Raw genomic sequence first — 20,978 nt, 5'->3', positions numbered from 1 at the left:
GAATAATTTTCTTAGCGAAAAAATAAAGAAAAAAATGATTAATTTTTAACAATAGAAACTAAATATTTAATTTACTTATAATTTAAATTATAAAAGTGAGTTTTAAACACATATATTTAAAACCAATTAAACACCTATAAAAACTATAAAATTCAATTATTAGAATAAATAATTTCCATAAAAAAAACCTACCTCTTGGGGAAGTGGTAGGCTATAAACTCTAATATATATACTTCTTCAAAAATATATTATTTATTTAAATTCATCAATAAGGATTAATTTAAAATAAAATTAAAACATATAATTAAAACACATCAAAAAAAATAAAATATTTTCTATTTATTTTAGAGCACATGTGTTGTGCTTAAAAAAGGTTGCCAATAGTAACCCTTTTACATTGGCATCTATAAAAAAATATATGATCTTTATGTGAGATCCAAATAGCCAAATACAGCCTTTTCCACTCGCTGCTGCAAATGATTTAAATCACTTTCCCCTGCTATACCTGCTGCGTTAATCATTCCTTTGCTTAAAGCAATTACATCTTGTGCGGCTATCTGTGCATCTGAAATGCCAGAACGAATAAACAGATCAGAAATTATGGTTTCAAGCTCATGTTGAAGCTCGCTTTCCTCAAAGTCTTTTCCAATGAGTTCAGAAGCAAATTCTAGTGTTCGTGCCAACTGAGGACGATTCAATTGATGTTGCACAGCAGCCTGTATGATGAGCTTTAGTTTTTCCTTTAAGTCTGCGGCGTCGTGTTGCTGTATGGCTTCAACAATACGATTTGAAAGCTCAACTCGCTCACGTCGAATTAACTCGACAATTAAGGCATCTTTTGACGGAAAGTATTGATATAGGCTACCAATGCTTACGCCAGCAAGTTCAGCCACTGCATTTGTGTTAAATCCAGCAAAGCCTAAAGACTCTAGAATGCGAGCTGCCGCCTCTAAAATAGCTTCGAATGTAGCAACTGAGCGTGCTTGACGCGGGCGTTTGCGTGGGTCTGGAAGTGTTTCTGACATGGGCCGAAATGCGAGTATGTAATGTGAGTAATCACTCCTATACTGACTGAGTCATGTTGATATGACAAGCAAATGCTTTCAGTTGAACTACAACTCGCCTCAGTCATGGAGTGGTTATGTCTAGAACCTATACTTTTTTTATTCATTTAAGAGCTTTGCCTGCTTGGTTGGCTTTAGCTCGTGAAAAGCGTACTGAGTTTAGTGCTCAAAAGCTTGAGCCTATTTTTGAGAAGTACCCAACTGTAAAAGTTCGCTGGTATGACGTTGAAGCGTTTAGCACTAAAGCGAGTGATATTGCTGTGTTTGAGACGGCATCTCTGCAAGATTATTATTTTGTGATTGATGCGATTCGAGACTCTGAGTTTTGTACAGTGCCCTATTTTGAGTTTGTAGAAATTATTCCTGCAATTGAAGATGGGTATGTGGAGTATGAAAGTTCTTTATAGAGGTTCGTAAATGATCTTTAAGTTGCACGACCAGTAGCTATTCTGGTCGTAATTGGCAAACTCTATCAATTTAAAGACTATAATAATTATGTAAAGTTTCAATCATTTCATTACTCAAATTTTTAATTACTATTAATGAAAGCTCTTCAGATTCATTAACACCAAAAATAATTTCATCAGAACCAATTAATTTTAGTGAAGTTCCCTTTTTTAAAAAACTTATAAATAAAACATTATCTAATAATTGAATAGTAAAATTTTCACTAAAATCATCGCGATACTCTATTATTTCACTTACCCAAAGTGAAGTATCAAAAATTGGAAATACAGATTCAACGTTTTCAATTTCATTAATTTTTTTAGTTACTAAATTAATATCTGATTTTTCAAAACAGACTAAAGTTATTGAGTTAAGCTCACCTGACTTTAATAAACCTATTTCAAGAAGTGAAGAAATATCATCCCCAGCTCTCCAATAAAGTTCAGAAGCAATATTTTCAGAAAAATTTACAGTTAATGGTACATATTTATCAACACTTATCTGTATATTTTTTACATTCGATTTTTTATAAAATTTCAACATAATCCCCCTACAATTATTTCTACTATAAATTTAATGATTGATGTGAAGATAAGATTTTATTTAAGTATTAATTTAAAAATAAGGATATTATAAGAAACATCTAAAATTATTAAAAATGATTGATAAACCCATGTTCAACAAACCAAGTCGTAAGATTATTCTCTAATTTATCTAAATCAAAATCATCAAACTTGTACTTTCTAACAATCGACGGCATTTCTTGCAATAATTTTTCACACAACGCTGTAACACGTTGTTCGTGCGTCATTACGACAAACTTATGATAATCCAGCATGATATCCATATATAAAACCTGTTCTTTTTTAGAATGCCTTATCCGTTGCTTAAATTCGAGATGGGGAGAACGACACATAAAAATTATGCTTAATCTTTTTAAGCTTGTGCCATAATCCTGTTTTTCGATAAATTTACAAAAGTTCGTAGAAGCCATTGACATTGAGGCAGTCCCAACACCTGTTTCGATATTTGAGTCTGCTGTTATAAAAAATCTAAACATTTCTATTTCACCATTTTATTGCCAAATTAAATGATTAAGTTGATCGATTATTTTCTCAAGCTCAAGTCCATAACTTGTAGGTTCAGAAGTATCATCAAATCCTTTATCACACAATTCAATCGCAACTAAATTCATTAACTCTTGATATTCTTTTTTTGTGCAATTCTCTTCAGACAGACATTTAACTAAGTGTAAATTATTAGATGAGCGTGACTGAAGAATTTCTCTAATCACAAGTAACATTTTATTATTCATTTTATTCATACCATCTTTAGGTTTAGGTCATAAATTTTTAAGAACTATCTTTACACTTTTAACTCCATTAGTTTTCTACAAAAAATCTCTAATAATTCAAGTTTATCCACACAATCATCTGGAGCAATCAAAGAATTTAATATCTCTTCATCATTCACTAGATTAATTAAATGAATGCCCAACCATCCTGAACTCCAAAATTCGATTCCCCCTAAAATTTTACTATCTTCGACCTCAACTCGCTCTAAATCACCGAATCCCAAAACTTCTCCCTCCTTAAAACTAGTAAAAGTTATTTTATAATTTTCTTTAATTATAGAAAGATATACTTTATTAAAATAATTCAATGAGATATCCATGATTACTCCCTTTTAAAAATCATAATAAAATTTCTACATTAAGTACTAACTTATACTTTGCCTATAAAATTAATCTTCTTAATTTAATCAAATGCTCCAAATAAAATTTGAAATAGATCTAAATTATTTATTTGAAAAGTTTTCAATTTTTATTCCAATCATAATTCCTATAAAGAAAGATATATAAAAATAATTCCATGAACTATCAGAAACAATTGGTGAAAAGATCAACCCTATTAGAAAAAATAAAAAAGTAAAAACACATGCAAAAAGCAATGAAATCAATTTAAAAAAATTATGAACAAAAAATATTTTATAAAATACTTCACTCATTTTATCTAAAGTTAGGACAAATACCTTTTTGTAGAAAAAACCAACTCCTATTCCTACTACTCCCCCTAAAACACTTACTAAAATTAAATTATCCAACATAATCATTAACTCTACATGTTCAATAAATGAATTTGCTTAGAGGTTTAGTTCCCAAAACTCTAGTTATTTTATTTAATTACTACTCAAAATCAGGATATACAAAATCGTATTTTCCTGTTTTTATACGCTCAACAATATCGTAAGGATTCACAACTACACCAATTTCTGCCTTACGATTTTCTCCCTCTAACCTCCCTACACGAGTAAAGTCTTCATCATTTATATGCCATACATACCAATTGTTAGATACTTTAATCTTCTCTGTCCCCACTTTTGCTCCATAGTCATTCGTATCCCGAAAAAGAATATTAGAAATATCACCAACCTCTCTAATATTTCCAACTTTTTCCCATAAATTCATTTTCAATCCAAACTTAGTCACACAGTGAGCATAAAACTCTACTTCACCGTTTACGATTTCCAATAAATCAATATCAGCTTCCAATGGGAATAATTTTTTAAAGCTTCTGATCACATCACTATTGAGTTGAGTTAAATCAAAAGCAATTAATTGAAAATATTTTTTCTCATCATTATCTAACTTAACTATAAATACATCACCGATCTTGGTGTTTTTCCTTATCATTTTTCGATTCCAGACTTTTCCCAATATTTCGGGCTAATTAATTTTCTCTTTCAATAGCATACTGCCATTTTACCCAAGACTAAACTGATTAATTAAGCGCTACTCTCTTCACTTTAGCTAATCAGGCACCCCATCATAAAAATTCAATTTCAAACTTTTAGCCTCAGTTTCCCTCCCCCAAAACCACTCCAACACCACATCCCGTTCATCCACACGATTTGAACTCAAAACCTGTAGCATCAAGCCATCAATTAAGTTTAAAAACATGTTGGCATCGGGTTTTAGTGTGTTGTTTTCTAGACTAAAGACCAAATCAAAAAGCTCTCGAAGTAGCCATTTTCGATATTCAACCGCCATGCGGTAAGCCGTTGGATAAAGCTGTTTTATTTCAAACATGGCTTTAAACAAAAGGTGGTAAAGGCTATTCACATCGACATGTAAACGCACAATTTCTTTGAGTTTATCGGCTGCGTTTGGGTAGCGGTGTGAGTAGACAATTGCCAGCACTTCTTCTTTCAGTCGGCTTTTTTGAAAGCTTATGCAGGTTTCAACCAGACGTTCTTTTGAATGAAAGTAGTTATAAAGCGTGGCTTTTGGAATTTTAGTTTCTTTAGCAATCAGGTCTACGCCCGTGTTGTGAAATCCATAGATATTAAATAGATCTACTGCGCTATGAATAACTTTTAATTTTTTTGAAGCCGTTTCTAAAGTTGACATAGTTTTACCGTTATAAATTCTTGTTGTTTCTAAATGAGATAAAAAGCCTGTGCCCCTTCTGGGAGAAAAAAAGGCACAGCAAAGCCGTAAGACGGTGCTTGGCACATCTCAAGTTTTATTGTTGATATAAGTTTTTAGCCGTAATGACTTAAAGTCTGAAAAGCGGTTAAGCCTTCAAACTGTTTAAAGATGAATTAAGTGGTGTCGTTATAGCTTTTGGCATTGAGTGCCAAGAAATAATGGATGTGCATAGCCAACTCCTAATTTTGGGAGTTCTGCCAAAGCATTAATTTAGAATTATGGTGGCAGAACGAGCAAGGGTTAGCAGACTGATAGTAAGAACCAGCACACCCGAAGGTGTCCCTCACTCGCCCTACCGCAACGAGCGAGGGACGATTGATACACATAAGACTACTCCTCAGAAGGAATAATCTGATGCTCTTACTATACGGTCTGCTAAAACCGGCTGGCAATGTAGGCCAGCAGGCAAAGCATAATCTGAGAATTTAGAGGTGTCAATGTAGCTTTTATGACAAGTATTTAAATTTATTATTATTTTTCATTAGATTAACTTAACTATTATTTTAGATATTATATTTAATTATATTTTTAAATTAAGTGAAGCAATCCGTGCTTATTGATTTCTTAATTAGACTTTTAATGTGAAACAACAAAATGATAAGTGGGATTAAACAATCTCCGTCTGCCCCACTTGGTGATAAGCACGATTAAAATAAACCAAACTTTGGTCATGCTGGCTTTGTTTAATCGCAACAATCGGACAAATCAGAATAGTGTGCGTGCCGACTTGTTGAATTTGTTCAATCTCGCAATCGAAACTTACCAAAGCATCATCTAACACAGGTGAACCTGTTTCTAACTCAATCCATGTGCCATGTTTAAAGCGTTCTTCTGGAGTCAGTTTAGATGAAAATGCTTTTGAAATATGTTCGTGGTGTGCGCCTAACACATTCACAGTTAAGATTTTGTTATCTAGGAAATGTGCATGTGAACTCGCAGATTGGTTCATACATACCAATAATGTCGGTGGTGTGTCAGTCACACTACAAACAGCAGAGGCAGTAAATCCAAAACGACCAGACATGCCTGCCGTAGTCACAACACTAACCGCACTTGTGAGTAAAGACATTGCATTTCTAAAGTCTGTTGCTTGAACCATGACATTATTCCTAAATTGAATCGTACCTTGTCCTGAGTGTTTGCTATACCGCCCAACTCCATCAGGAAGGTACTTTATCAACATACGTCCTGATTAGAACGACATGTAGTAAGTAAAATGAGGGTTACTTGTTTGATTATCAACTGCCATCAAAAAAGTAACCCTTTATACCACTTATTGGTAAATATTAAGCAGTAAGATCAAAACCAGTAAGTTCTCTGCGAACAATTTCTGCACCAGCACTTAAAGCATTTAACTTGCCACGTGCAACTTCACGAGAAAGAGGTGCCATACCGCAGTTTGTGCAAGGGTAAAGCTTATCTGCATCTACAAACTGAAGTGCTTTACGTAGTGTGTTAGCCACTTCTTCTGGTGTTTCAATCTGGTTAGATGCAACATCAATCGCACCAACCATGACTTTTTTACCGCGAATGAGTTCAAGTAAATCGATAGGCACATGTGAGTTGTGACATTCTAACGAAATGATATCGATGTTAGATTTTTGCAGTTTCGGGAAAGCTTCTTCGTATTGGCGCCATTCCGAACCTAATGTCTTTTTCCAATCGGTGTTGGCTTTAATGCCGTAACCATAGCAAATGTGGACCGCAGTTTCACACTTAAGACCTTCAATTGCACGCTCTAAAGTCGCAACGCCCCAGTCATTTACTTCGTCAAAGAATACGTTAAATGCAGGTTCATCAAACTGAATGATATCTACACCAGCAGCTTCTAACTCACGCGCTTCTTGGTTCAAGATTTTAGCAAATTCCCAAGCAAGTTTTTCACGGCTCTTGTAGTGACCATCGTAAAGAGTATCAATCATAGTCATTGGGCCAGGTAACGCCCACTTAATTGGTTGATTGGTTTGCTGACGTAAGAACTTGGCATCTTCAACAAACACAGGCTTTTGACGAGACACTGCACCTACAACAGACGGTACGCTTGCGTCATAACGGTCACGAATTCGAACTGTTTCGCGTTTCTCAAAATCTACGCCATTTAAGTGTTCAATAAACGTGGTCACAAAGTGTTGGCGGGTTTGTTCACCATCGCTCACAATGTCGATGCCAGCAAGTTGTTGTTCGTGCAACGCCAAACGTAATGCGTCTTTTTTACCTTCAATCAGGCCTTCGTTTTCGAGTTTCCAAGGCGACCAAAGCTTTTCAGGTTCTGCAAGCCAAGACGGTTTAGGTAAGCTGCCAGCAGTTGAAGTCGGTAGTAATTTTTTCATGATCAATGACCCGTATGTTGATTAATTAGGAGCGTAATTAGCAGACCACTGCTCAAGAATCGCTTGGTATGGTTTGATAAATTGCTCTTCAACAAACTTCCCCTGCTCAATAGCCAAACGGCTACGTTCTTCTCGGTCATACACAATTCGAGTAAGTGAGTAATCTTCGTTCTTCAAACTTGGCTGATAAGATTTTCCAGCAACTGAATTTGCATTGTAAATTTCAGGGCGGTAAATCTTCTGGAACGATTCCATGGTGCTGATGGTGCTGATCAACTCAAGGTTGGTGTAATCACTTAATAAATCGCCTGTAAAATAGAACGCTAAAGGCGCAACGCTATTTTTCGGCATGAAATAGCGAACTTTTAAGCCCATTTTTTGGAAATATTCATCAGTTAATGAATAGTCTTCTTGCTTATATTCAACACCCAAAACAGGGTGTTCATTTTCAGTACGGTGATATTCTTTAGTTGTTGAAACACTGAGGCAAATCACTGGCGCTTTTTTAAAGTTGGCTCTGTAAGTCTCAGAGTTAATAAAGCTCTTAAATAAGTTGCCGTGCAGTTCACCAAAGTTTTCTGGTGTGCTAAAGGTAGACTTATTTTTGTTGTGATCTAACAAGAGCACACTAAAGTCATAGTCACGTACATAAGACGAGAAGTTGTTGCCTACAATGCCTTCAATGCGTTCATTGGTCTTTTTATCAACAATATTGGTTTTCAATATTTCGATTAAAGGAAGCCCGCTTGTACGATTTTCAGCTTCAATATTCATTTCAACTGAAATGATTTCAAGTTCAACGCCATAGCGGTCGCCTTTCGGGTTGTCCCAATGAGCTAAGGCATTGAAACGATTGTCGATCATCCGTAATGTGTTGCGCAAATTCTCTTCGCGGCTCATCCCTCTCGCCAAGTTAGCAAAATTGGTTGTAATACGCGTATTGTCTGCTGGACGATAGTTCTCATCGAAACAAATACTCTTAATCGTAAATGTAAATTCTTTACTCATTGTGATCAGTACCCTAATTTCTGAGATAAACCTAAAAAAATTTCGAGCTCCTTTTAAACTTTCCAGCCTTGTCAGATTTGTGCCTTATGGTCTTATCAAAACTGAATTACTGGAGCGCTTCAGAGCATGAATAGATTTATACCGCAATCACAACATGAATAAAAATGATTTAGTCTCACTCAAAACTGAGTAAAATTCATGTTTAGGGTTTCTTTAGTTCTGTGACAGAACTAATTACTTCTCATAAAAAAACAAAATTCTTGAAAATTCCAAGGTTTAGAAAAAATTAATGGACTGAGTACTTCGTGCAGAACTCAGTCCATTCAAGCGAGCTAAGAATCAATTTGTTAAGTATTCGATTCAGATAAATCATTTACATTCCAACGATTTGCTCTTTTAAAGGTTCCGACATCGTTAAATCTAACACCCATATCACGCATGACTTTATGGGCAACAGGCGCAGTCATTTGTCGAATGTAGAAAGGCTCTTTCACTACAAAATGATGAATGGCATGCGTCGAACCAAAGTTAAAACAGAACAATTGGAACGGTATCATCCACCACGGTGTTAATACTTGCGTTTGTTGAATCACATTGCCCAATTCAACATCACCGTAGTAATGCATATTGCTTGTCACAAAGTGCAGACAGAAAGTACGCAGCACATTTGGCGCAATCCACACCACAGTCAGAATATTAATCACATGCATAACATTTAGGGTTGTAGCTGACCATGCGATCGGTGCATTTGCCAAGCTTGAAACCATATCAACTGCATGGAAGCCTAAAAAGATATACCAAAGAGACCAATGAATAATTCCAAGTGGAAAATAAGCTAAGAACGCACGTTTAAAAATAACTTTTCTAACAGTCCAATTGCTTGCAGCAATAATGCGTAGCAAAACTGCAAAGCCATTATCACCAATCGCGACGAGTCGGCGAATGCTCCACTGCTCTCCATTGGTGAGCGCTCTTTCTTCTAAATCGACCTCAGTGCCTGAATTTTTATGATGATTAAAATGAAGCTCACGGCGTTTCCACGGGTTAATGGTACTTGGGCGAGCTAACCACACTAGACCCATCATAAGGTGATGTGCCCATGGTTTTTTTCTAAAATACATCCAGTGAATCAGGTCGTGTTCTAACTCATGGGTAAGAGATGCAAAAAATGCAATCATTGGAATTGCGAACCAAGCTGAAAGCTGATTATTTATATAGAGCACGGCCGTAGCAATCATTCCAACGAGGGAAATAAATAGAATCATCGCTCCTATCGCGTTTTGATGGTTCAAAATGGGATGGCGTTTGCGTAAAGCCACACCTTCTGCCGTGACCACTTTTTTAATGTGTTCCGTTTTTTCGCTATCAGTCATTCCAGCGGGATTTTTATAAATGTAGGTCATCCGTTATTCCTCAGTTTTCTCATGTTCCTACTTTATTTATATCTACCTTTGTATGCTTAACTCGAAACGCCAATCTATTAGCCATAGATGCCAAAATGTAAAAAGCAGAGATAAACAAAAGATCTTTTATTTTTGAAATCTTTTATAATGAGGTGAGGAATATGAGTCACAAGTTATAGGATATAACATGCCACAGACAGCAACGGCACTGGCTAGCTGGGTTAAAGCGATTCAAAAAGCGCTTGAGAAAGCAGGTGTAGATAGCCAACCTTTATTAAAACAAGCTGGTTTAGATGTTCAGGCCCTAAACGATCCAGATGCGCGCTATTCATTAAAAAACACAGCAAATTTATGGAAATTAGCCGTTCAAGCGACTCAGGACTCATGCTTTGGCCTTAAAGTTGCCAGCCAAGTCAATCAAAATACATTTCATGTGTTGGGCCATTCACTCATTACCAGCACAACACTAAAAGAAATGTTTTTAAGAATTATTCGTTACTTCCGCATAGTGACCGACATTCCTGAACTTGAGTTTTATGGCGAGGGAAAAAATCATTATTTCGTTATTCATGTTCCCGACGAAGTTCAACCCGAATCTATTGATGCTTTTATCTCTGTTTTTATTCGTTCAAGTCGCGCGTTACAAGGTTCTGTTTTTTCGCCATTACGTATTGAACTGAGACGCTCGGAACCCGAAGATCTAGAAACTTTTCAAAGTATTTTAAAAGCCCCGACTGTGTTTAATGCCCTCAAAGACATGATTGTATTTGACACAGCAACCATAGAGCAGCCTTTAGACGGTGGGAACCCTAGCCTCACCCAAGAATATGATGAGATTATTAATCGTTATCTCGCACGCTTTGATAAAGAAAATATATTGGCTCGTGTGAAAGTAAAACTCATTGAAAAATTATCTACAGGCGACTTTCAACAGCAAGACGTTGCGAAAAGTTTAGGCTTAAGTATACGAAGTCTGCAACGCAAGCTTTCGGCAGAAAATACCTCTTATAGCGAGCTACTCGACAATACCCGGCACGAACTCGCTTTGTCGTATATTAAAAACTCAAGCCACAATATTACCGAAATTGCCTATATTCTTGGCTTTACCGATGTGAGTAGTTTTACACGTGCTTTTCGACGTTGGACAGATTTATCACCGCTACACTATCGGGAAAAGCATCTGTCTTGTTCTTAAATTTTTAAAAATTTTAGATAAAAAAAAGATGCATTCATATGCATCTTTTTTATGAATATTTTATTTTTTATTTAAAAGTTCAAGCATGGACACTGTGGTGACTTTAGCCCCGACTGGCAAGGCTTTTAAATCTACAACATAGTTCGGACTGTGCGGAATGTAAGGTGCGGGTTTGCCTTGCTTTACTGCATTTGCAAACACAACTGGATCTGCCACACCAATAAACATAAAGTTAAATGGAATGTCTTTTTGTTCACCTAACAAATGGTGCACATCTTCTGAACCCATAACTGGAGGAAAATTGGTTAAAACCTGTTTGTCGCCTAATAACGCTTTTAGTGGCCCATTTAAACGGGCAGAAAATTCTTTATTGTTGACTACAGGCGTGCTTGAACCTTTGAATGTAAAAGTTGGCAATTGATCTTTACCCATACCTTGCATTTGGGCTGTGCCTTCACTCATAAGCTTAATATTATTTAACATGGTTTCACGCACTTTTGGATCAAACCAGCGTAAGTTCATCTTGACCAATGCAGTCGAAGGAATCACGTTATTCGAATTTCCAGCTTGGATCGAGCCAATTGATAAAACTGCTGCTTGTTGTGGATCAACTGTATTTCCCATAATAGTCTGATATTGGGTAATCGCATTTGCAGCCATGCTAATTGGGTTTTTGGTTAACATGGGTAATGAGCCATGCCCACCTACACCTTTAAATAGAACATCAAGCTGATCGGTTCCCGCCATGCGTGGTCCCGGTGCATTAATGACCACTCCAACAGGCGCTGGTGTGGTATGAACTGCAAAGAAATAATCGGGTTTGGGTAAATTATATTTCGTCCACAAACCATCAGTCACCATTGCTTTAGCACCCGTTATAGGCTCTTCAGCAGGTTGTGCCACTAAAATAATGGTTCCGCTCCATTCCTTTTTCAAAGCCACCATGGTTTTTGCCATACTGAGCATCCATGTCACATGTGCATCGTGACCACACATATGTGCAACAGGTGTTTCGGTTCCATCGTCGAGTTTTACCCGCACTTTACTTGCGTATGGTAAACCAGTTGCTTCTTGAACAGTATTGGCGTCCATGTCGGCACGGTACATGACTGTTGGTCCCGCTCCATTTTTCAAAATGCCGACCACGCCTGTTTTTGCTATTCCGGTTTTAACATCAAACCCTAAGGACTTAAGCTCTTTGGCAACAATGGCAGAAGTACGCGTTTCCATAAATCCCAATTCTGGGTGCTCATGAATGTCTTTATAGACCTTACTTAACCACTCTGTTTGCCCATCAATAATGTTTAACGCTTTTTGTGAAACCGCTGGCAAAGTTGTTGGACTTGCTTCTGCATGAAGGACAGTTCCATAGCCTGAAATCAAAGTCGACAACCCTAAAAATAAGGTATTTTTAAAAAATTTGATCATTATGAATAAAGCTCCGTTTTAATAATCTTTGCAGTTAGTTAATAATTATTTTGTTTTTAGCTAAATCTTTCTTTTCTAATCGATTCAATAATGTACCAAACAGCGTTGCCATTACATACATTAAGATTGAATACACGGCTGCTGGCATAGCTGCGTCTGAGCTCGCCATAACAGTTAAAGCAATTGTTAACGCTAAGGTACTGTTATGAATTCCTATTTCAAAAGCACAGGCTTTGGCTTGAAAGCTATTAATACCAAATAAACGAGGCACCAAATAACCAATCAAAAGACTACAAATACAGAAAAGTAAAGTTGCTCCACCCACTAACCCAATGTAATTGAGAAGTTTTTGATAGTCTTTGGCAATCGCGAGCGCAATAACAAAAAGTAAAAATACAATTGCGAAAACACGAACGGGGTTATTTAACCTTTCTGCAAATTTTGGTGAGAAATGTCTGATCAACATCCCAATGATGACGGGAACTAAAATAATAACAAACACCTGAATTATTTTAGAAAATTGCAATCCAACGTGTTGTTCACTTGCAACGAAATGTAGTAATGCAAAGTTCACAATCAATGGCAATGTAAAAGCAGCAAGCACTGAATTTATCGCAGTTAAAGTAATATTAAGTGCAATATCGCCCTTATATAAATAGCTAAATAAATTTGCAGTGGCACCCCCCGGTGAAGCCGCAAGTAACATCAGCCCGACAGCAATCATTGGTGGTAAAGCAAAAACCTTACAAATAATAAATGCAATAGCCACTAAAATAACGAGCTGGCAAAACAATGCAACAAACACCGCTTTGGGGTGCTGGCGAACACGTTTAAAATCTTTGAGGGTTAATTCTAGCCCCATACCAGCCATAATAATGGCCAAAGCTATGGGTAAGAATATGGTAATTATCAATGAATCCATTCTCTATTTCCTCTTTTAATTTTTTGTATTATTTAGAATTTATATCCTATTTTTAATCCATAGCTTAAAGAGTGATTATCCTTAAACTCCCCTACATAATAATCACTACCGGCCTGCGCGCCAAGCTGACCTTTTGCATCGCCTAACCAGTAATATTTCACACCACCAGAAATAAAGTATTGCGAGGTTGGACTGTATTGGGCTCCCACTCCTAAGTTGTAATATCCCTTGGTTGGGCCACCCGTTGAAACTTTATCACCCGCGCCAGAGTCCCACCCCACTGACACAGAGCCTAACCATTTAGGTGAAAAACGTTGCCCTACTCCCAAATTTAAAGTCCATTGGTCATCATCATAACGAACCAAATTAAACCCTTCTGGACGGCTTGGCGTCGATAAGCCCCCGACAACTTTTGAAATTTCACCAAACCGATAAGGTTGTAGTGCCAAATCACTCCAATTTACCCAACGCAAGCTACCGAACAGTAAAGTTCCCTGACGTAAACCCGTTTGAAACTCTAAATTCACTGAGTTTGGAGATTTAAATTTGGTTGTACCAGAGCCTTCGCCATTAGGTAACGCTGAAATAATGTGATTTAAATAGTTTTTCTTTTGCTCAGTCATCTGCCCGATAGAAATCATATAGTCGAGATGTTGGCTAACTAAATCGCGTCCTTGCTGAGTCGTTAACATATCAATTAACGGTGCATTTTCAGTTGCGTTTACTTTGTGGGTAATGGCAGAGCGATAGGTAAGCGAAACTTTAACGGCCTTTTCAGGAATTTGATAAGCCAGTCCAGCCAACCACCCCCAATCGCCCACAGTTTTAGTTTGAAAGTCATAGCCATTATAAAGACTAAATACATTGCCTCTTAAATTGACCTGACTTTTGAAGGTTTGATAAACCGGCCCTGCAAAAATATTCCAGTTTTTAGTAGGCTGATATCCCCCAATGAAGCTAAAACTTTGAATATCAAATTCTGATTTTGCATTTCCTGTGGGAACTTGACCAGAAGTAGCATTTGCAAGGCTTGTAGTCGTAATACCGGGAAGCATGACTGTGTCTTTCGGGGTTGCGACAAAGCCATTTACTCCAGAATATTCGGTGTCAGCCCCAAAAGGCTGATCGTAAAGCAACCCAAATGAATACTGCGGTGCAAGCTGAAATTTTAAAGCCGCAGTCGGCCGATAATCTGTATTGGCAATATCGGAAATTGACTGATGTGAAGGGTTCGTACCAGATTCCACTCCTTTTAAATCAGTATCTGTCACACCTAAACTTGCTTCAAAGTAATTTCCCGGTTGTAAAAATGCTGAGACGGATTGGCCTGTTTTATCAAATGCCGCAGCATGTAATGCACTTGTACAAATTGAAGCGATTCCCAATACTAATGTTCTATTTCTTACTACAAAAATCATGGATCCATCCTGGATTTTTTTATTTTGATTGTTCACTTTATTTAGATTTTGAGTGATGCGCTTAGCCCCAAACGCCAATTCGTTGACTGTGGATGCCATATTTAAAAATTATAAGATAGCCTCTCTGAAATGAGATAATTCGCTTTGAACTCAAGATTAAAGACGACAAAGATTTAAAACTTTCGGATAATTTTTTAAGAAACTTTTGTATTTATTGCTGTTGATATTAAAGCGCATGATAAATTTCCCAATCCTTCATATCTCTATAAATCACGGCACACCAAACTAGAAATGCTAAAGTGATGATATTTATATACCTTCGCTTTAGCTTATAAAGTTATCGGATATATAGTCACTGGTTAAAATAGTACATACATCAGCAATGTAAGCTCTCATCTAAAATTCATATTTCGCCATCATTTCTATGCGCTTATCTTTCCCTACTTGCTGGCTTACCGTGTTGCGCTCGCCATAAATATATTCAACCCCCAAAGTTAGGGGTTTATTGGGTTTAAACATCAGATTAGCCCAGCTCTGTTGTAATTTCTTATTTGCATCTTTTGTTATTACGTCTTTATCTTCATAGATCAGTGCACCATGTCCTATTGTGCCTCTTAGTTTTTTATTAAATTGATAAGTAAGGCCCATTTGAAATGCATCAAAATCAATTAATTCGACATCATCTCCGTTTTGAATATGACGGACATTATCAGAAGTAGCCAGTAATAATTTATTGTCTCCAGAAACATGCGAATAGTTGCTATTAAATAATAAGGATGGCGTGATTTTATAACGAAGACCTAGTGCAGCCCCCCATCCCATTTTAGTTTCATCATTTTCATTACGTAGACGTACTTCTTGAATCAGACCCCGTGCAGTCATTACACCTTTATCAGTGGCAAATTCATATTTCAATTTACTTGCCAGTAAAGGCAGACGGTTCTCATCATTGCCTTTTTCTAAACTTAAGAAATAAGAGGTGGATGTATTGATTGGCCCTGAATAACGCAACATTGGATTACGATTGGTACCCCCACCTAAAGCGGTATTTGAATCTAGCATTTCTGGCGCGGTTTCAGTGGAAAGAAAAGTAGACGTCGTTTGACCGATCAACCAACGATCATAATTTAAATAGACATGTCGCAGACGGGCATTATCTTTATTCGGTCCACCACGGAAATCTATTTCAAGTTTTCCTTTTAACGTTTGTTCTCCTACAGGAGTGCTAAAATCTAAACCAATACGAGAGGCATTTACGGTCGAATCCAAGCGATCTTCAGTAGATTGCTTATCAGGATCTCCTTCTAGTAACACACTATTAATGCGGTTAAACATACCTTTCGCACCTTCAAACTGATAGGCAGTATCAGCACGAACAAATCCGTACAAATTCACATCAGCACCGGATTTTGTTTGCCATTTGAATATAGCTTGATTATTTTTTTCTGCCGGCGCGCCAACACTTGCTGTAGGTACGTATGGAACCTGTACGCTAGTCACAGGTGTTGCTTGTTGAGCCTGAAGCATTTGTCGAAGTTCACTCACTTCAGTACGCAATTGTTCAATTTCACTATTCTGGTTGGCATGAGTAAATGTAGTAATAGTCGTCAAGCTAGCTATAAATACCGTTAGTCGAGTCTTAGGTGACTTCAATTTCATTTTAAATTCCATTTGTTTTATTTCAATAAAGCGTGGTGTTCATCCATTTACAAAAATTGTAGATATACTCTCCCCTTAAATAGCCTTTTCAGCTGTTTGAAATGTCTTACTTACTTTTTAGATTTAAAAAACAGTTGAAGACTGCGTTGATAAAAGAAATGTGTAGTGAGAATTACAAAAATTAATCTTGAGAGTTGAAAGGCAACTACAATAGGCACCGTGAGTCCTAAAGCTTTAGCCATCAGTGACATTTCTGCGATGCCTCCAGGGGAAAGGCCTAAAATCAAGATTTGTTTTTCCGTATGGCTTAAGTTGACCAGTAATAACGCAAAGCTGATCGATAACACCAAAGCCAGCAGATTGAATATCAATGTTATCCCAATGAATTTTTTATTTTTTCTTAAAAACCTAAATGGAAATTTGCTGCCTAATGACCAACCAATACAGACTTGACCAAAGGCAGTAAACCATTCAGGCAATTTCATCTGCAGTATTCCACAAAATGACAATAACCCGATAATGGCGAGTGGCCCCAAAATCCAAGCATTCAAAAGATTAAAAAATTGAAAAATCTTACCAACAAATAGGGCCAGACAAAACAGCAATACGACCTGAAAAAAGCTAAATTGATCCGACACTGGTATATTTAAACCAGTCCATTCGACATGAAAATAAAGCTCCATAAAAATTGGAACCAGCACAACCAAAATCACAATTCTCAAACTATGGGCAGCAACGACTTTCTCAACTTGAGCTTGATGCCGTTCTGCAATATTCACCATTTCACTGGCGCTACCAATGGCAGAAGAAAACCATGCAGTTGCCCAATCCAAGGCATTCACTCGATATTGCAAACCAGCCAGTAACGTACCCAACGCAAGTGACCATGCCAACCCAATTAGAATAAAACCCCAATATGCTGCCACTGCTTGTACTAAGGCTGGTGTAAAGTATAGGCCTAAGGCCATACCAATAATGACCTGCCCTATGCGTCGCCAATGGGGAACACAGGCAAGTGGATGGCCAACGCTACCGAACAATAAGGCTGTCAATAAAGGCCCAAGCAACCAAGGCAGGGGAATATGTAAATATTTGGCAATTAAAGCTCCGAGTAGAGCAATTGCTAATCCTTTGAGATTTGAGCTTATTTTTTCCATAATTCTGAGCAATAATAGTCAACGAATGCTGACTATTATTGCTGTCCTATTAAGCTTGTTGTTTTTTGATAAACAAGTACTTACGAACGATTGGCAAGATTACTAACAATCCTGACATGATCCAAAGCCCCATACTGATGTTACTGCTCCACAAGATGCCAAGTTCCCCTTGAGAAATCGACAAGGCACGGCGTAAATTTGATTCCATCAACTCTCCAAGTACGAAACCAAGAATCAGCGGTGCTAATGGGAAATCAAATTTTCGTAAAATATATCCAAATACACCCAAGCCCATACATAACAACAAGTCAAAGATATTGCTATGAATAGCATACACCCCAACAAAGCTGACACTTGCAATGATCGGGATCAGAATATAATTAGGAATACTTAACATGCGGGCAAAGAAACCCACCAGTGGCAAGTTCAATACCAACAGAATGATATTACCCACCATTAAAGATGCAATCAGTGACCACACCAGTACAGGTTGCTGAACAAATAACTGTGGACCTGGTGTTATGTTGTACATAAGCAACGCGCCCATCATCACCGCAGTCGTCCCCGAGCCTGGCACACCTAGTGTCAACATTGGTACAAATGAACCACAAGCTGCTGCGTTATTAGCACTTTCGGGTGCAGCAAGCCCACGTAAGTCACCTTTACCAAATTTGCTACTATCCTTTGCCATTTTTCGTTCAGTGGTATAGGCCATTGCACTTGCAACTGTTGCACCTGCTCCAGGAAGAATGCCCAAGAAGAAGCCAATCACTGAACTGCGAATAATAGTAAATAAAGAGAAAAAGAACTCTTTGAGATTGAAAAGTGAACGTTTCCCTTGCTTTAATGCAACGTTACCAATCGTGGTACGTTCAAGCAATAATAAAATTTCACTTACACTAAATAAGCCAATAACCAAAGTAGTAAAAGCAATTCCGTCACTTAAACCCACGCTATTAAAGGTAAAGCGATACACACCTGTAATTGCATCCATTCCCACAGTTGAAAGCGCTAAGCCCATGAGTGCCATAATTAAGGTTTTAAATGGTTGTGTACTGACTAAACCTGTTAAACAGACAATTGCAAAGACCATCAGGGCGAAATATTCAGCTGGACCAAAGGCAATTGCCCATTTCGCCAATATAGGAGCGAACAATACAATCCCGATAAAGGCAACAGTACTCCCAACAAAGGAACTGACCGATGACAAAGACAGTGCGATCCCTGCTTTTCCTTGCTGTGCCAATGGATATCCATCTAGCGTGGTCATAATTGCCCCAGCATCTCCGGGTACATTTAATAAAATTGCTGAAATACGTCCGCCATATTCACAGCCCAAATAAACTGCTGCCAATAAAATCAAGGCACTATCTACGGGTAAACCCAAGGCGTAAGCAAACGGCAATAAAATTGCCACACCATTAATTGGACCTAAACCTGGCAATAACCCTACAATTGTTCCAATAAATGCGCCAATAAAGGCAATTAGAAGATTCTGCGGTTGCAAGGCAACCTCAAACCCCATCATTAAAAAATTTAATACATCCATATCGGGTCATCCTTAACCAAAAAATCCAAGTGGTAATGGCACATCCAAGAAACGGTCAAACATATAGTAGGTACTCATGCTAAGTACCAAACCTGTCACCAAAACCGGTATGGTTTTGCCATGGAAAAGTTTGCCCAGTGCAATGGTCATTAATAGAGTTGCAACAATAAAGCCTAGCCATTCAAAAACTAATGCATATAACGTTAAAGCCACCGCACACAACGCTAACTTAACGACTAAATGTTTTGTCCACCCCAACTCAACGGGTTCAAACATAATGGCTGGTCGAATAGTTAGATACGCTGCACTCGCTGTAATTAACCCCATTAATAAAATAGGAAAAGCTTTAGGGCCTACTGGATCGTAGGAGATTGGGGCTTCAAAATTGCTTGCATGAATCAACAAAAATAATCCGCAAACCGTAATAATAGCCGTAAGAATCCGTTCAGATTTCATCCTCTATCCTCAAAAAAAAAGCTGAGCTGAAAAATAGCTTCCCTGCTCAGCCTGTTTGCTATTTTGATAATTTATATTCTTGCGACAACTGACGCATTTCTTCAGTCTGCTTATATACATAGGCAGTGAGTTCTTCACCCGTCAGCTGAAATGGGAGTAAATCTTGATTGTTACGTACTGCCTCAAATTTCTGGTTTGCCATCATTTTATCAAAGGCATTTTTCCACCAGCCATAGGCTTCATCACTGACCTGTGGTCCCATATAGAAACCACGAATTACCGGCCACTCTATGTCATAGCCTTGCTCTTTTGCGGTAGGTAATTTTGAGAACTTCCCGTCTAAACGCTTGTGTGCAAAAACTGCCAAAACCCGAATATCGCCAGACTCTAGGTATGAACTTACTTCACTGATATTCCCTACCCCAACTTGAATATGTTGTCCCAGTAATGAAGTCAGCACTTCCCCACCACCTTCAAGTGCAACAAATCTTAAATTGGCCGGACTAATACCTGCTTTTTTTGCCAACATGGCTGTTTGCATCCAGTCTTGACCACCCACACTTCCAGCACCACCAAAGCTAAGTGCTTTTGGGTTTTCTCGTAGTACTTTCATCAAGTCATCAAGGTTTTTCAGCGGTGAGTCTTTATGTACCGAAACCAAACCATAATCGACGGCGACCCCAGACAACCATTTCACATCTTTTTCAGTGAAGTTTCCGAATTTTCCTTGTGCCAAGTTCAAGAGTGAACCAGTCGAAAATGCAACCACCGCATCATTGTTAGCAGGATCACTGTTTACGATCTTATTATAGGCTACGGCACCTACCCCGCCTGGCATATAGGTTACGCGTATTGGGTCTTTGAGCTGGTCTGTTTGTTTAAAGCCAGATTGGATTAATTTACAAGTCATATCAAACCCACCACCCGGCTTTGCTGGGGCTATACATTCCGGACGTTTTGGCTGACCAGCCTCTTTAGAAGCATTTCCTGAACCACACCCAGCCATTGTCACACTGACGCATGTTAATGCGAGTAAAGTTAAATTTTTCATGTTACATACATCCTTATAACGTTTTGCTCTATTCATATTTTGATTTTTACCAATCGCCATAATCGACCTCCTTGGCACGATCATGTTTACCGGTTTTTAGTTTTAATCTTGTGTTTTGAAATGCGCTCTTTCACAGCGAACTTCAGCAATGCTGCGTTACTATAAAAATTACGAATCAACCGACTAAAAGAAATAGCTAAGTGGAGGGAAAGTTATGACAATCACCAGATCTATAATGAGTAATTAAAACCTTTGCAAAAATATCCAAAAATACTGGTTTTAATTAATACTGATGAATAACAATAAGATAATAAAAAAGTAATCTATTGAGTTGTCTTTTACATATCCATGCTATGGGTAACGTTTAATATTCAAATAAATAAACCTATTTACCCAATCTT

The 20,978-nt window shown here is 37.6% G+C and carries 22 protein-coding genes; 2 read left to right on the top strand and 20 right to left on the bottom strand.

Features of this window, described 5'->3' with window-relative positions:
* Positions 1-425: 425 nt before the first annotated feature.
* Positions 426-1,025 (bottom strand): TetR/AcrR family transcriptional regulator, encoded by a 600-nt coding sequence (locus KTH84_RS18455; RefSeq protein ID WP_262474669.1) that lies wholly within the window; start codon positions 1,023-1,025, stop codon positions 426-428.
* A 116-nt stretch (positions 1,026-1,141) separates the two neighbouring features.
* Between KTH84_RS18455 and KTH84_RS18450 the strand changes: the two genes are divergently transcribed.
* A complete protein-coding gene (locus KTH84_RS18450) occupies positions 1,142-1,471 on the top strand; it encodes a darcynin family protein (RefSeq protein ID WP_262474667.1) in 330 nt (109 codons plus the stop codon).
* Positions 1,472-1,541: 70 nt separating this feature from the next.
* Here the strand turns inward: KTH84_RS18450 and KTH84_RS18445 are convergent, their stop codons facing one another.
* From KTH84_RS18445 to KTH84_RS18395, 11 genes are all read right to left on the bottom strand, one after another.
* Positions 1,542-2,054 (bottom strand): hypothetical protein, encoded by a 513-nt coding sequence (locus KTH84_RS18445; protein WP_262474665.1) that lies wholly within the window; start codon positions 2,052-2,054, stop codon positions 1,542-1,544.
* Positions 2,055-2,163: 109 nt separating this feature from the next.
* Positions 2,164-2,571, bottom strand: coding sequence for a hypothetical protein (locus KTH84_RS18440; protein WP_262474663.1), 408 nt, complete (start codon positions 2,569-2,571; stop codon positions 2,164-2,166).
* Positions 2,572-2,586: 15 nt separating this feature from the next.
* Positions 2,587-2,826: a hypothetical protein gene (locus KTH84_RS18435; RefSeq protein WP_262474662.1), complete on the bottom strand. Its 240-nt coding sequence runs from the start codon at positions 2,824-2,826 to the stop codon at positions 2,587-2,589.
* A 50-nt stretch (positions 2,827-2,876) separates the two neighbouring features.
* Positions 2,877-3,185: a hypothetical protein gene (locus tag KTH84_RS18430; protein ID WP_262474661.1), complete on the bottom strand. Its 309-nt coding sequence runs from the start codon at positions 3,183-3,185 to the stop codon at positions 2,877-2,879.
* A gap of 123 nt (positions 3,186-3,308) precedes the next feature.
* Positions 3,309-3,617 carry a hypothetical protein gene (locus KTH84_RS18425; RefSeq protein WP_262474659.1) on the bottom strand — a complete coding sequence of 103 codons (309 nt, stop codon included), beginning with the start codon at positions 3,615-3,617 and terminating at the stop codon, positions 3,309-3,311.
* A gap of 79 nt (positions 3,618-3,696) precedes the next feature.
* Complete coding sequence (locus KTH84_RS18420; RefSeq protein WP_262474658.1) at positions 3,697-4,203, bottom strand: hypothetical protein; 507 nt, start codon at positions 4,201-4,203, stop codon at positions 3,697-3,699.
* Positions 4,204-4,320: 117 nt separating this feature from the next.
* Positions 4,321-4,920: a TetR/AcrR family transcriptional regulator gene (locus KTH84_RS18415; protein WP_262474656.1), complete on the bottom strand. Its 600-nt coding sequence runs from the start codon at positions 4,918-4,920 to the stop codon at positions 4,321-4,323.
* Between the two features lie 688 nt (positions 4,921-5,608).
* A complete protein-coding gene (locus KTH84_RS18410) occupies positions 5,609-6,100 on the bottom strand; it encodes a flavin reductase (RefSeq protein WP_262474680.1) in 492 nt (163 codons plus the stop codon).
* A 187-nt stretch (positions 6,101-6,287) separates the two neighbouring features.
* Positions 6,288-7,331: a methionine synthase gene (locus KTH84_RS18405; protein ID WP_005042905.1), complete on the bottom strand. Its 1,044-nt coding sequence runs from the start codon at positions 7,329-7,331 to the stop codon at positions 6,288-6,290.
* Positions 7,332-7,352: 21 nt separating this feature from the next.
* Positions 7,353-8,339: a DUF1852 domain-containing protein gene (locus tag KTH84_RS18400; protein WP_262474653.1), complete on the bottom strand. Its 987-nt coding sequence runs from the start codon at positions 8,337-8,339 to the stop codon at positions 7,353-7,355.
* A gap of 347 nt (positions 8,340-8,686) precedes the next feature.
* Entirely contained in the window at positions 8,687-9,712 is a 1,026-nt protein-coding gene (locus KTH84_RS18395) for a fatty acid desaturase (protein ID WP_262474678.1), read from the bottom strand.
* Between the two features lie 217 nt (positions 9,713-9,929).
* On the opposite strand from KTH84_RS18395, the gene KTH84_RS18390 reads away from it, so the two are divergent.
* Positions 9,930-10,937 carry an AraC family transcriptional regulator gene (locus KTH84_RS18390; protein ID WP_133975209.1) on the top strand — a complete coding sequence of 336 codons (1,008 nt, stop codon included), beginning with the start codon at positions 9,930-9,932 and terminating at the stop codon, positions 10,935-10,937.
* Between the two features lie 60 nt (positions 10,938-10,997).
* Here the strand turns inward: KTH84_RS18390 and KTH84_RS18385 are convergent, their stop codons facing one another.
* From KTH84_RS18385 to KTH84_RS18350, 8 genes are all read right to left on the bottom strand, one after another.
* A complete protein-coding gene (locus KTH84_RS18385; RefSeq protein WP_133975211.1) occupies positions 10,998-12,365 on the bottom strand; it encodes an amidohydrolase in 1,368 nt (455 codons plus the stop codon).
* 34 nt (positions 12,366-12,399) lie between these two features.
* On the bottom strand, positions 12,400-13,287 hold the full coding sequence (locus KTH84_RS18380; protein WP_202743693.1) for a bile acid:sodium symporter family protein: 888 nt from the start codon (positions 13,285-13,287) through the stop codon (positions 12,400-12,402).
* 32 nt (positions 13,288-13,319) lie between these two features.
* On the bottom strand, positions 13,320-14,705 hold the full coding sequence (locus KTH84_RS18375) for a long-chain fatty acid transporter (RefSeq protein WP_262474649.1): 1,386 nt from the start codon (positions 14,703-14,705) through the stop codon (positions 13,320-13,322).
* 396 nt (positions 14,706-15,101) lie between these two features.
* Positions 15,102-16,364: a DcaP family trimeric outer membrane transporter gene (locus tag KTH84_RS18370; RefSeq protein ID WP_262474648.1), complete on the bottom strand. Its 1,263-nt coding sequence runs from the start codon at positions 16,362-16,364 to the stop codon at positions 15,102-15,104.
* 110 nt (positions 16,365-16,474) lie between these two features.
* A complete protein-coding gene (locus KTH84_RS18365; RefSeq protein WP_262474646.1) occupies positions 16,475-17,521 on the bottom strand; it encodes an AbrB family transcriptional regulator in 1,047 nt (348 codons plus the stop codon).
* 49 nt (positions 17,522-17,570) lie between these two features.
* Entirely contained in the window at positions 17,571-19,070 is a 1,500-nt protein-coding gene (locus KTH84_RS18360) for a tripartite tricarboxylate transporter permease (protein ID WP_133975221.1), read from the bottom strand.
* Between the two features lie 12 nt (positions 19,071-19,082).
* Positions 19,083-19,526 carry a tripartite tricarboxylate transporter TctB family protein gene (locus tag KTH84_RS18355; protein ID WP_133975222.1) on the bottom strand — a complete coding sequence of 148 codons (444 nt, stop codon included), beginning with the start codon at positions 19,524-19,526 and terminating at the stop codon, positions 19,083-19,085.
* 58 nt (positions 19,527-19,584) lie between these two features.
* Positions 19,585-20,637, bottom strand: a complete 1,053-nt coding sequence (locus tag KTH84_RS18350; protein ID WP_262474644.1) for a Bug family tripartite tricarboxylate transporter substrate binding protein — start codon at positions 20,635-20,637, stop codon at positions 19,585-19,587.
* Positions 20,638-20,978 lie beyond the last annotated feature (341 nt).

It is taken from the genome of Acinetobacter sp. WU_MDCI_Abxb74 (assembly GCF_025513915.1).
Taxonomy (GTDB): Bacteria; Pseudomonadota; Gammaproteobacteria; order Pseudomonadales; family Moraxellaceae; genus Acinetobacter; species Acinetobacter calcoaceticus_C.
The sequence above is the reverse complement of the archived record's forward strand: the minus strand, read 5'-3'. Positions and strand labels throughout refer to the sequence as shown.

Coding starts and splice junctions, on each gene's coding strand:
- KTH84_RS18385 (WP_133975211.1), bottom strand. CDS start 12,365: ATGATCAAATTTTTTAAAAATACCTTATTTTTAGGGTTGTCGACTTTG.
- KTH84_RS18355 (WP_133975222.1), bottom strand. CDS start 19,526: ATGAAATCTGAACGGATTCTTACGGCTATTATTACGGTTTGCGGATTA.
- KTH84_RS18430 (WP_262474661.1), bottom strand. CDS start 3,185: ATGGATATCTCATTGAATTATTTTAATAAAGTATATCTTTCTATAATT.
- KTH84_RS18435 (WP_262474662.1), bottom strand. CDS start 2,826: ATGAATAATAAAATGTTACTTGTGATTAGAGAAATTCTTCAGTCACGC.
- KTH84_RS18440 (WP_262474663.1), bottom strand. CDS start 2,571: ATGTTTAGATTTTTTATAACAGCAGACTCAAATATCGAAACAGGTGTT.
- KTH84_RS18420 (WP_262474658.1), bottom strand. CDS start 4,203: ATGATAAGGAAAAACACCAAGATCGGTGATGTATTTATAGTTAAGTTA.
- KTH84_RS18450 (WP_262474667.1), top strand. CDS start 1,142: ATGTCTAGAACCTATACTTTTTTTATTCATTTAAGAGCTTTGCCTGCT.
- KTH84_RS18445 (WP_262474665.1), bottom strand. CDS start 2,054: ATGTTGAAATTTTATAAAAAATCGAATGTAAAAAATATACAGATAAGT.
- KTH84_RS18455 (WP_262474669.1), bottom strand. CDS start 1,025: ATGTCAGAAACACTTCCAGACCCACGCAAACGCCCGCGTCAAGCACGC.
- KTH84_RS18425 (WP_262474659.1), bottom strand. CDS start 3,617: ATGTTGGATAATTTAATTTTAGTAAGTGTTTTAGGGGGAGTAGTAGGA.
- KTH84_RS18405 (WP_005042905.1), bottom strand. CDS start 7,331: ATGAAAAAATTACTACCGACTTCAACTGCTGGCAGCTTACCTAAACCG.
- KTH84_RS18415 (WP_262474656.1), bottom strand. CDS start 4,920: ATGTCAACTTTAGAAACGGCTTCAAAAAAATTAAAAGTTATTCATAGC.
- KTH84_RS18360 (WP_133975221.1), bottom strand. CDS start 19,070: ATGGATGTATTAAATTTTTTAATGATGGGGTTTGAGGTTGCCTTGCAA.
- KTH84_RS18395 (WP_262474678.1), bottom strand. CDS start 9,712: ATGACTGATAGCGAAAAAACGGAACACATTAAAAAAGTGGTCACGGCA.
- KTH84_RS18410 (WP_262474680.1), bottom strand. CDS start 6,100: ATGGTTCAAGCAACAGACTTTAGAAATGCAATGTCTTTACTCACAAGT.
- KTH84_RS18370 (WP_262474648.1), bottom strand. CDS start 16,364: ATGAAATTGAAGTCACCTAAGACTCGACTAACGGTATTTATAGCTAGC.
- KTH84_RS18400 (WP_262474653.1), bottom strand. CDS start 8,339: ATGAGTAAAGAATTTACATTTACGATTAAGAGTATTTGTTTCGATGAG.
- KTH84_RS18380 (WP_202743693.1), bottom strand. CDS start 13,287: ATGGATTCATTGATAATTACCATATTCTTACCCATAGCTTTGGCCATT.
- KTH84_RS18390 (WP_133975209.1), top strand. CDS start 9,930: ATGCCACAGACAGCAACGGCACTGGCTAGCTGGGTTAAAGCGATTCAA.
- KTH84_RS18350 (WP_262474644.1), bottom strand. CDS start 20,637: ATGGCGATTGGTAAAAATCAAAATATGAATAGAGCAAAACGTTATAAG.
- KTH84_RS18365 (WP_262474646.1), bottom strand. CDS start 17,521: ATGGAAAAAATAAGCTCAAATCTCAAAGGATTAGCAATTGCTCTACTC.
- KTH84_RS18375 (WP_262474649.1), bottom strand. CDS start 14,705: ATGATTTTTGTAGTAAGAAATAGAACATTAGTATTGGGAATCGCTTCA.